Origin of the sequence: Thermobifida fusca YX (assembly GCF_000012405.1) — a bacterium.
In the GTDB taxonomy this organism is placed as follows: Bacteria; Actinomycetota; Actinomycetes; order Streptosporangiales; family Streptosporangiaceae; genus Thermobifida; species Thermobifida fusca.
In genome coordinates this window covers 1,485,973-1,498,594 of sequence record NC_007333.1, presented here as the reverse complement: position 1 = coordinate 1,498,594, position 12,622 = coordinate 1,485,973, and the positions used below count along the sequence as shown (strand labels likewise).

Below are 12,622 nucleotides of genomic sequence, written 5' to 3'. Positions count from 1 at the left end.
TCGTGTTTCCGGATGGTTGGTTAGGCACCAGTAGCCGCGGACCGGATCAGTCATCACCCAGCGTGACGACGACTTCCTCGGAGCCGTTCCAGCTGGCGATCACGCCCTCGACACGGACGTCGTTGTTCTCGAAGCTGAGGGGGCCTTGTGCGCCGTCGAAGCCTTCAGCGGCAACCTTGGCGATGCCTTCCCGGATAGCGACTCGGTCGGCGCTGTTGGCTTCCTTGATGCCGCGGGCCAGCAGCCACACGGCGTCGTAGCCTTCGGCGGCGTAGTTGTTGGGCAGCTCGCCGTACTTCTCTTCGTAGGCCTTGACGAATTCCTGGGTAGAGGGGACTTCGCTGCGGGCGCTGAAGTTGCTGGGCCACACCACGCCTGCGGCGTCCTCACCGGCGGTCTCCAGGTTGCCGGCGCCCATGGTGGTCATGCCGATGATCTCGCCGTCGTAGCCCTTCTGCTTGAGCTGGCTCACCGCACGGGGGTTCTGCGGGCCGAGCAGCAGGAGGAAGACAGCGTCGGGGTCGGCCTTGATGATCTCGGAGGTGACGGCGGTGAAGTCCTGGGTGTCGTTGCTCACCGTGTCGGAGCGCTTGATGGTGACACCGTTCTCCTCGATCACCCCGGGAACCGCCTTCTCACCGAGCTCGGTGAGGGTGGGGTTGCCGCTGGTGTAGAGGACGGCGGCGGTCTTCACCTTCTTCTCGGCCAGGTAGTCGCCGATGATGTGGTAGTAGGAGGCGGCCGGAGCGGTCACGCGGTAGGTGTAGTCGCCTACGAGGACACCGTCGCTTCCCGCCTGGTAGTAGATGACCGGGATCTCGCCTTTTTCTGCGATCGGGGAGATCGCGGAAGCCTGGCTGCTCAGGCCGGGGCCGAGGATCGCGGAGTAGGACTTGTCCGAGACGGCCTGGGTGGCGAGGCTGGCAGCCTCCTGGGTGCTGTCCGAGGCGTCCTTGAGGTCGATCTCCAGCTTGGTGTCGCCCAGGAAGCCTTGTTCGTTGATCTGTTCGACCGCCAGGTCGATGCCCTTGGTGCTGTTCTCACCTGCGAAGGAGACGGGGCCGGTCATCTCCTTGATGGACATGATCTTGATGGTGTCCGGCAGCCCCTCTCCCGTGGAGCTGCTTTCTCCCGCCTCGTTGGTGCCGCAGGCGGCCGCGGCGAGCAGCGCTGTGGCTCCGGTGGCGGCGAGCAGGGTGCGGGACCAGCTCTTGCGCATGTTCATGGACGCTCCAATCACGCTGACCACGTAATCATGATGATTATCGTGATGGTTGTCACGTTAGAGGTCCAGGTCACAACTGTCTAGTCCGTCCGGACTCCTCTAGAGCCGTTGGCCACAACCTGCAAGGTCCATCAGCCTGGCCCCACCCGCCACAAGGCTCTCTCTCCACCCATTGCAACCTGCAGTTATGACGTTCTGTAGGGTTTCGAGAACAGTCCACCACCAAAGATTCACGAGATTATAACTATTAATATCAATAGGAGGCAGGTGAGTGCCAGAGGTCACATTCCGCAGGCCTCGCGAGCACGAGCTTCCAACGACAACACCCCGGTCACGGCCGACGCGCCCACTGCAGCCGACCGTGACCGGGGTGTTGTGGTCACCAGCCCTCGTCCAGCCGTCGCGCTGAGCAACGATTCCGGACGCGGATTGTCCCCGAATTCAGCGGTTGTCGCCCCGGCAGGTTTCCCGGGGTTGATTCTTGCTCAACGCCAGTCGACGACCTCGTTCATCAAGGTCGGTTCGCGTTCCGCAACCAAATCCGCGTATTCCTGGAGATGCTCCCGCATCAAGCGCTCCGCGGTCTCCGCATCGCCCCCGATGACCGCTTCTGCGATCTCCGAGTGGGTCTCCCTGATGTGATCGCCCTCATTAGCCACATAGATAGTCGAAGCGCGTTCCGTGAAAATGTCCTTCAACGCGCACGCAATGAGCGTGAGCAAGCCGTTGCCGGACATCGACAGGACTTTGGTGTGAAACGCGTCGGTGGCCTGCAACCACGCATCCGTGGTCTTTGCGGCAAACCCCTGCTGCACGATAGCCCGCAGTTCCTCGTGGTCCTTCGGGTCGTGCCGCTCGGCTGCCAGACGGGCCATAAACGGCTCCAGCATGAGCCGGGCCTCAACAAGTTCGCAGAACCGAATGTCGAGTACCTGGAAGAACAGAGTCGCCATCCGACCGAAGTCGCGGCTGCTCACCTCGGACAGCACCGGACCTCCGCCAGGCCCCGGTTTCATCCGGATCAGCCCGTGCACTTCGAGGATGCGTAGCGCCTCACGGAGAGAACCGCGCGCTACCTGGTAGCGCTTGATCATGGCGCTTTCGGATTCCAAAACGGAATTCGGAGCGGGGCGTCTCTTAGCGATGTCGCGCACGATCTCCCGCGCGACGATCTCGGAGACCTTCTCGCTACGCCGTTCCCATGTGACGCCGGATGGCCCAAATCCACTCATAATGTTCGGCAGCATACCGCTATTCCACTCCCCCGCCGATTTCACGACGGTTTATCTCCGGGAAAAGCACAGACCCCAAATCCCGAATGCGACCGTTTCGCGAGCCCGGCGGAGGAGTGGATCGCGGTTCCTCAGCTCACTGCTTCGCGGGAGCGCTGATCACACCTTGATCAGCGAGTTCCGCGAGCTCTGCTTCGGAGAATTCGAACTCTTCGGCCAGCACCGTGTGCGTGTGCTCGCCGATCTCGGGCACTCCGTGGTATTCGGGACCTGCGTAGCTGGACATGTGCAGCACCGGGCCCGGCATCAGCACCGACTTCAGCTTCTCGTTGCCGGTGATCTGCACAAGCGTGCGCTCCAAGAAGTGCGGATCGACCACGATGTCGCTGGCGTCGTTGACCGGGGAGCTGACCACCTCGTGCTCCTCCAGGATGGCCAGCACCTGGTCGCGCGGCAGGGAGCCGACCCAGTCGGAGACCTGCTTCTGCACCAGCTCGTTGTTGGCGAGCCGGGCCGCGTTGGTCGCGAACCGCGGGTCCTTGATCAGGTCGGGCTGCCCCATCGCTGCGAACAGCCGGGCCGCGATCGTCTGGCTCGACGCGGCAATCGCCAGGTACTTGCCGTCGGCCGCCCGGTAGATGCCCCGGGGCGAGGCCGCACCGGTGTCGTTGCCGATCCGGCCCTGCACCTCACCCAGCGCCGTGTACCGTAGCACCATGTCGCCGATGATGAACATCAACGGCTCGTACAGGGCCACGTCCACCACGTCTCCCTTGCCGGTCCGCTCCCGGCGGAACAGCGCCATGGCTGTCCCCATGGCCGCGGAAATACCGGCAATCGAGTCGGCGAACCCGAAGGGCGGCGCGGTCGGCGGGGTGTCGGGCCACCCGTTGATGTGGGCGAACCCGCAGGCGGTCTCGGCCACGGTGCCGAACCCGGGCCGTTCCCGGTAGGGGCCGGTCTGCCCGAAACCGGAGACCCGGGTCAGCACCAGGCCGGGATTGTCGGCGCTCAGCGCCGCATAGTCCAGCCCCCACTCCTCCAGTCGTCCCGGCCGGAACGACTCGACGACCACGTCCACGTGGGCCGCCAGCCGCCGGACGAGCTGCTGGCCCTCTGGCTTGCGCAGGTCGACGCCGATCGAGCGCTTACCGGAGTTGAGCCGGGAGAACCCCAGCGACAGGCCATCCTTCTGCGGCACCCACTGCCGGGCATAGTCCCCGGTCTTCGGATCCTCGACTTTGATGACCTGGGCTCCGAAGTCCCGCAACATCCGCCCCGCCGTGGGCGCAGCGTACATCGACCCGAGTTCGAGCACCCGCACCCCGGCGAGGGGACCGTTTGCTCCGGCCCTGTTCTCCGTCATGTTCGCCTACTTTCGAAGAGCCGTACCGAAGGGGGTTGGAACGGGTATCACAGAGCCCACTGGATGTGGCGCGGCTCCAGGAACTCCTGGATGCCCCACTCACCGAGCTCCCTGCCGATACCGGAACGGCCCGAGCCGCCGAAGGGTGCGTCGGGACGCATTGCACCGCCGCCGTTGATCCACACGGTGCCGGCCCGCAACTGCTCGGCCACGCGGCGGCCCTCCTCCAGGGTGGGCGCCCACACGTTGGCAGCCAGGCCGTAGGCGGTGTCGTTGGCCAGCCGGATCGCCTCGTCGACGTCCTTGTAGGTGAGGACGACGGCGACCGGGCCGAAGATCTCCTGCTGCACGGCGCGGGCGCTGTGCGGCAGGTTGCCCAGCAGGATCGGGTTGACGTACCAGCCCTTCTCCGGCAGCGGGGTCTCCACCTGGAGGAGCGCCTTGCCGCCCTGCTCGAGCGCCTCGGTGATGAACCCGTTGACGCGGTCGCGGTGATCGGGGCGGATCAGCGGGCCGATGTGGGTCTCCGGGTCCCACGGGTCGCCGACCTTCATCTTCGGGAACGCCTCGGCGCCCGCCTTCATGAAGCGGTCGAAGAGGTCCTCGTGGACCAGCAGCCGGGCCAGTGCCGCACACCCCTGGCCGGAGTTGCGGGACCAGCGCATGTGCATGTCCACCGCGAAGGACTCCACGTCGCAGCCGGGCAGGACGATGTTGGCGGACTTGCCGCCCAGCTCCAGGACGACGTCGTTGAGGTTGGCCGCCGCCTGCTCCATGATCTTGGCGCCCACCGCGTCAGAACCGGTGAAGGACACCTTGTCCACGCCCGGGTGGGAGGACAGGTACTGGCCGATGTCCGCCCCACCGAGGACGACGTTGATCACCCCGTCGGGCAGGTCCGACTCGCGGATGATCTCGCCGAGCAGCAGGGTGGTCAGCGGGGTGCGCGGCGACGGCAGCAGCACCACGGTGCAGCCCGCGGCCAGCGCCGCACCGTACTTGAAGCCAGCCAGGTTGAGCGGGTAGTTGTAGCCGGTGATCGCGGCGACCACACCCACCGGGTAGTGGTCGACGTCGCTCATCGTCGGCACGGGCACGTCGTAGGGGCCCAGGTGGACGGTGCGGTCCTTCTTCGCCGCGTCAGCGAACCAGCGCAGGTGGCCGAGACCCATCTTCACCTGGAGGAACTCGGCGGTGGAGACGGGGGTGCCCACCTCGTTGACGATGGAGGCCAGCAGCTCCTCCCACCGGGCCTCCAAGCGGTCGGCGAGGCTGTGCATGGCGGCGGACCGCTCCTCGCCCGACATCTTCGACCAGGTGTCGAAGGCGGTGCGGGCGGCCCGGATCGCCTCGTCGACCTGTTCTTTAGTGGCTCCGCTGACGGTGGCGATGACCTCTTCGGTGGCGGGGTTGTAGACGTCCCAGGTCTCGCCGGCGGGCTTGACCGGCTTGCCGTCGATGGTCAGCTCGCGTACCTCGGGGACATAGTCGCGGAGGGCTGCGATCCGCTCGCTGCTGATGCTCATCAGGCCTCTCCCTTGTTGTCGTCGGCGTTGGCTGGCTTCTTGAGCATGAGACCTGCCCGGCGGCACACGCAGACCAAGACGTCGTCCTGGTTGTATCCGCGGTGTTCGAACCAGACGATCCCCGAGTCGGTGCGGCTCTTGGACTCGCGCTTGTCGAGGATGGTGGTCTCACCGCGCAGGGTGTCGCCGTGGAAGACCGGGTGGGGGAACTTGACCTCGTCGTAGCCGAGGTTGCCCAGGGTGGTGCCCATGGTCAGCTCGGGCACGTGGAATGCACCGATGAGCGCCAGGGTGAACAGGCTGTTGAAGACGCGCCGGCCGTGGATGGTGGTCTTCGCGAACTCCTCATCCAGGTGCAGTGGCTGCAAGTTCATCGTCAGCGAGGTGAACAGGATGTTGTCCATCTCGGTGACGGTCCGGGTGAACGGGTGCTTGTAGACCTTGCCCACCTCGAACTCTTCGTAGTACAGCCCTCGCATCGTTATTTCGCCTCCTCCGCGCTCGCGGCGTCACGCGCCCGCAACTGCTCGGCGCGCTCCAGCCATTCCAATGCCTTGTCGTAGTGGGCCTTGTCGATGTGCACGCCCCGGTAGCGCAGTGCGCCGACCCCCTCCGCAGCAGCTTTCTCGTACGCCTCGACCAAGCCTCGGTAGAAGGCGATGTCGGCGTCAGAGGGTGTGAAGACCTCGTTGATGACCGCGACGTGGCTGGGGTGGATCGCGATCATGCCCCGGTAGCCGAGCTGGCGGCCGCGCCGCGCGAACTCCCGCAGGCCGTCGAGATTGTCCAGGTCCTCCCACAGCCCGGTGAGGGCGTGGATCCCGGCTTCTCGGCAGGCGAGCAGGATCCGGCTGCGGTGGTAGAGCGTCTCCGTGCCTTCCAGGGTCCACTCGTATCCCACGGCCCTGGCAATGTCGGCGTGCTCGGCGGTGGGGCCGATCATGGCGCCCACCCGCGGGGATGCGGCAGCCACCTCACGGCAGGCGTGGATGGCTTTCACCGTCTCCACCGGGATGATGTACTCCAGCCCGCTGACCCCGTTGCGGGTCTCGAAGTGGTCGAGCAGCGCGTCGTAGCGCAGCACATCGGTGGCCTGCTCCACTTTGGGAGCGAAGATACCGGTCAGTCCGGGGATCACGACTTCTTCCAAGTCGGCCCCGGTCAGCTTGGTGTGCAGCGGGTTGACCCGGACGAACAGCCCGATGTCGGAGTTGGTGGCGCGCACCCGCCGGATGGACTCGGCGACGGTGGCGCGGGCGGCTGCCTTCTCCGCCTCGGGCACCGAGTCTTCCAGGTCGAGGACGATCGCGTCCGCCCCGGAGGCCACGGCCTTGTCCACCCAGGTGGGCCGGTGGCCGGGGACGAAGAGAACGGAACGGTACGGCCGCATCAGTAGCTCCTCGGCAGACCCAGAACGTGCTCGGCCACGTAGTTGAGGACCATTTCCTGGCTGATGGGGGCGATGCGCATCAGCCGGGCTTCCCGGAAGTACCGTTCGATGTGGTACTCCTTGCTGTAGCCGTAGCCGCCGTGCACGCTCAGTGCCGCGTCCGCGGCGAAGAATCCGGCTTCGGCAGCCAGGAACTTGGCGGCGTTGGCTTGCCGTCCCGCGGGGTAGCCGTTGTCGATCAGCCAGGCGGCCTGCTGGCACATCAGGTCCGCGGCGTCGAGTTTGATCAGGGCTTCAGCCAGGGGGAAGGCGATGCCCTGGTTCTTGCCGATGGGACGGCCGAAGACGACGCGTTCCTTGGCGTAGTTGGTGGCCCGGCGCAGGGCGGCGCGGCCGATGCCGATGGCGGCGTTGGCGGAGATGACCCGCTCGGCGTTGAGCCCGGCCAGGATGGTCTTGAAGCCCTTTCCGACTTCGCCGATGACGTCTTCGTCGGGAACGAACAGGTCGTCGATGAACAGCTCGTTGGTGTCGACCGCGTTGCGGCCCATCTTGGGGATGGGGCGCACGGTGACCCGTTCGCGGTCCATGGGCGCGAAGAACAGGGTGAGCCCGTCGGTCTTCTTGGCCACCTGGTCGCGCGGGGTGGTGCGGGCCAGGAGGATGAGCCGTTCGGCTTCCTGGGCCTTGGTGATCCAGACCTTCTTGCCGGAGACCAGCCAGCCGCCGTCGACCTTGCGGGCGAAGGTGGAGAGGTTGGTGGTGTCCGTGCCGGCGTCGGGCTCGGTCACGGCGAAGGACACGTGCAGGTCACCGCTGACCAGGCGGGGCAGGAAACGCTGTTTGAGGTCTTCGCTGCCGTACTTGATGATCGGTTCGAAACCGAAGATGCCGATGTGGACGGCGCTGCATCCGTTCATGCCCGCGCCGGAGGCGGCGATCTCCTGTTCCACGATGGCGGCTTCGGTGACGCCGAGTCCGCCGCCGCCGTACTCGGTGGGGACGGTCAAGCCCAACCAGCCCGCCTCGACGATGGCGTTGTAGAACTCCCAGGGGAATTCCTGCGACTGGTCGTGCTTCATCCAGTATTCGTCGGGGAATTTGGCGCACAGGTCCCGGACTGCTTGGCGGATGTCCTCGTGCACCGTGTCTTTGCTGAAGTCCATGGGGTCCTCCCGTTCAGCCCTCGTCCGCCCGGGGCCGTGCTCCCGCGCGGACGAGGTGGTGTCCAGGTCGCTACTTGGCGGTCAGGCCGCCGTCGACAGGGATGGTGACGCCGGTGACGTAGCTGGCGTCGTCGCTGGCGAGGAACGCGATGACCGAGGCGATCTCTTCAGGCTGGGCACCGCGGCCGAGCGGGATGTTCTTGATGAAGTCCTTGGTCAGCTCGGAGACGTCGGCTCCCGGTTCCCGACCGAAGAACTGGGCGAGCATGGGGGTCTGCACGGTGCCGGGGCAGATGACGTTGACGCGGATGCCGTCCGGGGCGCCCTTGAGTGCGAGGGCGCGGGCGAAGGGGACAAGGGAGCCCTTGGTCAGCGAGTAGATGGGGCTAAAGGGGGATCCGACGAGCGCCGAGGTGGAGGAGGTCATGGTGATCGACCCCTTGCCGTTGGCGGATTTGAGGAGGTCGTAGCCGAGGGTGCAGGTGTAGTAGGCGCTCTTGATGTTGACGTCGATGTTCTTCTGCCACTCCTCGTCGCTGGTCTCGATGCCGCCGGGGCCGGGCATACCGACTTGGGCGTGGAGGACGTGGAGGACGCCGTGGTCGGAGCGGATGCGGTCGAACAGCGCCCGGAGGCTGTCGTTGTTGGTGGCGTCGACCTGGACGGGAACGGCCTTGCCGCCTTGGGCGGTGATCTCCTCGGCGACTTTCTTCGCGGACTCTTCGCTGAGGTCAGCGACGTAGACGGTGGCTCCCTCTGAGGCCAGGCGGTGCGAGATGGCGCGGCCCATACCGGATCCACCGCCGACGATGGCGGCGATACGTCCTTCAAAACGGCGCATTGTCGCGTCCTTTCGCAGTGGTGTCGTGTCGTCGTCCGTGTGGGCTCCCCCGCCGCGACACACCCCACACCCTATTAGTCGTAATCATCATAATAGTTTTCTGTGTGAGGTGGGTCAAGGGATGCGGTTATGCAGAGCACAACCGCATCCGCTGCGGCTGGCGGGGACGTCTAGCTGCTGCGCTTGGCGAGCCTGCGGGCCAGGGAGTCGAGCAGGACCTCCGTGGCGCCCTCGTAGATGCGGAGCGGGCGGGCATTGCGGTAGAGGCGCTCGATCTTGGACCCGCGGATCAGCCCGAAGCGGCCCATGGCCTGCACCGCGCGGTCGACCACTCGTCCAGCCGCCTCCGTTGCGCTGACCTTGGCGATCGAGGAGTAGTCCAGGTGCGCGAGCGGATCGTTCTTGGCGAGCGCTGCCGCTCGGTAGGTGATGGCCCGGGCCGTCTCCACCTCGGTCCACGACAGGGCCAGGCTCTGGGACACTGCCCCCAGTTCCAGGAGCGGGCGGCCGAACTGGGTACGGGTCTTGGCGTGGCGTAGCGCCTCGTCCAGCGCAGCCTGGGCCAGGCCGACCGCCGAGCCCGCCACGGTGACCCGGAACACCGCGAGTGTCTGCAGCATGAGGGAGAACGCTTTACCCGGCACGCCGAGCCGGTGGTTTTCGGGCACTTCCGCACCGTCGAAGTGCAGTTCGCCGAGGATGTGCGGAGCGATCAGGTCGTCGCCACGCTCGACCGTCAGCCCGGGGGTGTCGGCGGGAACCAGCACCATGGAGTAGCCCTCGCCCTCCCGGCCGAGGACACAGTAGAAGTCGGCGGCACCGCCGTTGGTGATGAACGACTTGCGTCCGCTGACCCGCACCCCGGTGGGGGTGGCCTCGATCGTCGTGGTGACCCCGCGCAGGTCGGAGCCGATGTCCGGTTCGGTCAGGGCGAGTCCGGCGATCGCTTCCAGGCGCGCCACCTTAGGGAGCCACTCGCGTTTGAGCTCCTCGGTTCCGCCGACCGCCAGCGAGTAGCTGCCCACCCCCTGCATGCCGAAGAGGGAGTCCAGGTGGGCCGAGGTGTACATCAGCGCTTCGCGGATGACGGCGATCGCCAGTGGGTCGAGAACGTCGCTTTCTCCCCCGTAGGCGGCGGGAACCACATGGCGTGCCAGACCGCTCTCCCGCAGGATCTCTGCCACGCCCTGGTGGACCTCGACCGCCGCGTCTGCCTCGTCAGCGTACTCTTCCACCCGCTCGGCCACGGACCGCGCGATGCGCTGGATCTCGCGGTGACGCGGTCCCAGGTCGAACATCTGCCCCTCTTCCACGATCGCCCCTTCTCGTCTGAAGCTGTCTTGGTCCACGGTCCAGCTCGCGGCGGACCGTTTCGACGCGCGGCGTGTCTTCCGCCCGGGACCTGGTGGGCGTTCCGCGAACGTCGCTGTGGGCGGGCCCCCGCGACATGCCGCCGCTGTCCAGCCGCGTGTGGCGGGGGCCGACCGCTGATCCAGGAAATCCCTGTGGGCCAGGTGCTAGGCGCGCTGGTTGAACTTGCGGCCCAGCAGCTCGGAGACGATTCGGATCCGCTGCATGTTCGGGGTACCGCCCGCGATAGCCCAGCCGTGGGCGTCCCGGTGCAGCCGCTCGATGCCGTACTCTTCCGTGTACCCGTTGCCGCCGTGCAGTTGCATGGCCATGTCGGTCACGCGCTTGGCCATCTCGTTGGCGGCGCACTTGGCCAGGGAGACCTGCAGCGGGTCGGGCAGCTTCCCGCCCTCGGCGCTGGCCGCGGCGCGCTGCTGCAGCAGGCGCGCGGAGTCCACTTGCATCACCATGTCGGCCAAAGTGATCTGGACACTTTGGAACTCGATGAGCGGTTTGCCGAACTGCTCCCGCTCTTGGACATAGGCGATGGTGCGGTCGAGTGCCTCCTGGCCGATGCCGAGGCTCATGGTGGTGTTGCCGAGCCGCTCGATGGAGAAGACTCCGAACAGCTTGCCAAAACCGCCGGCGGGGACGACCAAGTTCTCCTTGGGGACCCAGACTTCGTCGAGGATGACGTCAGCGGAGGGAATGCCGCGGAAGCCCATGAGCCGTTCGGGGGGACCGAAGCTGAGGCCGGGGGTGCCTTTCTCGACGACGAGGGCGCCGATCCCCTTGGAGCCGGGTTCGTCGGTGAGGCGGGCGTAGACGAGGTAGAGGTCGGCTTCACCGCCGTTGGAGATCCACCGTTTGGTTCCGGTGATGACGTAGCCGTCGCCGGAGGGGCGGGCCGTGGTGCGCATGTCGGTTGCGGCCGATCCGGCGTCGGGCTCGGAAATAGCGACCGCCATGGTCTTCTCACCGGAGATGATGTCCGGCAGCCAGCGTTCGCGCTGCTCTTCAGTCCCCAGGTAGTTGATCACCTGGGCCGGACCGGTGTTGGCCTCGAAGATCTGGAAGGCGGCCGGGCGGCAGACCCGGGCAAACTCCTCAATCACCGCCAGCGCCTGGGCCAGCGGGGCTCCGGCACCGCCGTAACGCTCCTGGTGGGCGATGCCGAGGAATCCGAGCTCCCCGAGACGGATCCGCTCTTCGCGGGAGATCGGCTTCCGTTCCACGTCCAGTTGCTCGGCGATCGGCCCGTATACCTCGCGGGCGACCTTTGAAGCCAGTTCGCGGATCTCCGTGTACTCATCGACGGGTCTGGCCGTCATGGGGCTGCCCCCTTCCGGTCTTGGTTAATCATTATACTAGATTTCAGCATCCGGCTCCCCCTGGGTCAACAGACGTCGCACCGCCTCCAGCACGACTCCCCTCAGTGCGGCATTCCCGCCACCCTTGAGGTGCGCCGGGCGCTAAAACTCCCCCCACGACGCCTCCCACCCACGGGAGCTCTCCCCCGCACCAGAAGGCCGCCGAACAAGCCAGTGGGATCGTCGTCACACCCCTCGCACAAGCAGAATCATACCATAATCATGGTTATGTTGATCAGCAATTATGTGCTGGTTTCCCCCTTCGATACATCGAGGGCGCCCGCTCGAGCGCCCTCGATGCCTGTCTGCTCTTATTCCGGCTACCGTCCGGTCCAGCGCGGCTCGCGCTTCTCCACGAACGCGCGCGCCCCTTCCTTGGCGTCCTCGGACTCGCGCACCGGGTTGACGTACTCTTCCTGCTTCTCGAACTGGGTGTCCAGCGGCCAGTCCACCGAGCGGACCAGCACCTGCTTGGACGCGGCCAGGGCGAGCGGCGCGTTGGCGGCGACCTCCTCGGCCAGCTCCAGCGCGACCTCGAACGCCTTGCCCGGCTCGGTGAGCCGGTTGACCAGGTGGACTTCGGCGGCCTCGGTCGCGGGCCACATCTTCCCGGTCAGCACCAGCTCCATGGCGAGGTGGTAGGGGATGCGGTGCTGCAGGCGCAGCAGGCCGCCCGCCGCCGCGGTCAGCCCGCGCTTCACCTCGGGCAGGCCGAACTTCGCCTCTTGCGAGGCCACGATGAGGTCGCAGGCAAGCACGATCTCAAAGCCCCCGGCCAAGGCGTAGCCTTCCACCGCCGCGATCAGCGGCTTCTTCGGCGGCTGCTGCACGAGTCCCGCGAACCCGCGGCCCGGGACGACAGGGCGCTCCCCGCGGGCGAACCCCTTGAGGTCCATGCCCGCGCAGAAAGTGCCGCCCGCCCCGGTGATGATGCCGACACTCAAGTCGGGGCGGCTGTCCAACGTCTCCAGGGCCTCCGCGATGCGGTAGGCCATCGCCTGCGACATCGCGTTGCGGACCCGGGGCCGGTTCATGGTGATCACGAGCACCCGGCCGCGCTCTTCGACCAGAACCTCAGGTGCGTCGTCGTTGGTGGTGCTCATCGTCGCTTCTCTCTCCTGCCGCCCGCCGCTGCGGCGGCGGGACGCTGTGCGGT

11 protein-coding genes are annotated in these 12,622 nt (G+C 66.5%); all 11 read right to left on the bottom strand.

Going from position 1 to position 12,622, the window contains the following annotated elements:
• Positions 1-46: 46 nt before the first annotated feature.
• The 11 genes from TFU_RS06430 to TFU_RS06380 all read right to left on the bottom strand — a co-directional run bounded on the left by TFU_RS06430 (position 47) and on the right by TFU_RS06380 (position 12,569).
• Positions 47-1,225 carry an ABC transporter substrate-binding protein gene (locus tag TFU_RS06430; protein ID WP_011291731.1) on the bottom strand — a complete coding sequence of 393 codons (1,179 nt, stop codon included), beginning with the start codon at positions 1,223-1,225 and terminating at the stop codon, positions 47-49.
• A 485-nt stretch (positions 1,226-1,710) separates the two neighbouring features.
• On the bottom strand, positions 1,711-2,472 hold the full coding sequence (locus tag TFU_RS06425; protein WP_011291730.1) for a FadR/GntR family transcriptional regulator: 762 nt from the start codon (positions 2,470-2,472) through the stop codon (positions 1,711-1,713).
• Between the two features lie 121 nt (positions 2,473-2,593).
• Positions 2,594-3,823, bottom strand: coding sequence for a CaiB/BaiF CoA transferase family protein (locus TFU_RS06420; protein WP_011291729.1), 1,230 nt, complete (start codon positions 3,821-3,823; stop codon positions 2,594-2,596).
• Between the two features lie 47 nt (positions 3,824-3,870).
• Positions 3,871-5,349 (bottom strand): aldehyde dehydrogenase family protein, encoded by a 1,479-nt coding sequence (locus TFU_RS06415; RefSeq protein WP_011291728.1) that lies wholly within the window; start codon positions 5,347-5,349, stop codon positions 3,871-3,873.
• Complete coding sequence (locus TFU_RS06410; protein ID WP_011291727.1) at positions 5,349-5,828, bottom strand: MaoC family dehydratase; 480 nt, start codon at positions 5,826-5,828, stop codon at positions 5,349-5,351. The genes TFU_RS06415 and TFU_RS06410 overlap by 1 nt, the downstream gene beginning before the upstream one ends.
• A 2-nt stretch (positions 5,829-5,830) precedes the next feature.
• Complete coding sequence (locus TFU_RS06405) at positions 5,831-6,739, bottom strand: HpcH/HpaI aldolase/citrate lyase family protein (protein ID WP_011291726.1); 909 nt, start codon at positions 6,737-6,739, stop codon at positions 5,831-5,833.
• The gene (locus TFU_RS06400; RefSeq protein WP_011291725.1) at positions 6,739-7,905 is read right to left on the bottom strand and encodes an acyl-CoA dehydrogenase family protein; all 1,167 of its coding nucleotides are present in this window, start codon (positions 7,903-7,905) and stop codon (positions 6,739-6,741) included. The genes TFU_RS06405 and TFU_RS06400 overlap by 1 nt, the downstream gene beginning before the upstream one ends.
• Positions 7,906-7,975: 70 nt before the next feature.
• Complete coding sequence (locus TFU_RS06395; protein ID WP_041427915.1) at positions 7,976-8,746, bottom strand: SDR family NAD(P)-dependent oxidoreductase; 771 nt, start codon at positions 8,744-8,746, stop codon at positions 7,976-7,978.
• A 170-nt stretch (positions 8,747-8,916) separates the two neighbouring features.
• Complete coding sequence (locus TFU_RS06390) at positions 8,917-10,095, bottom strand: acyl-CoA dehydrogenase family protein (RefSeq protein WP_011291723.1); 1,179 nt, start codon at positions 10,093-10,095, stop codon at positions 8,917-8,919.
• Positions 10,096-10,263: 168 nt separating this feature from the next.
• Complete coding sequence (locus TFU_RS06385; RefSeq protein ID WP_011291722.1) at positions 10,264-11,427, bottom strand: acyl-CoA dehydrogenase family protein; 1,164 nt, start codon at positions 11,425-11,427, stop codon at positions 10,264-10,266.
• A 359-nt stretch (positions 11,428-11,786) separates the two neighbouring features.
• A complete protein-coding gene (locus TFU_RS06380) occupies positions 11,787-12,569 on the bottom strand; it encodes a crotonase/enoyl-CoA hydratase family protein (protein WP_011291721.1) in 783 nt (260 codons plus the stop codon).
• Positions 12,570-12,622 lie beyond the last annotated feature (53 nt).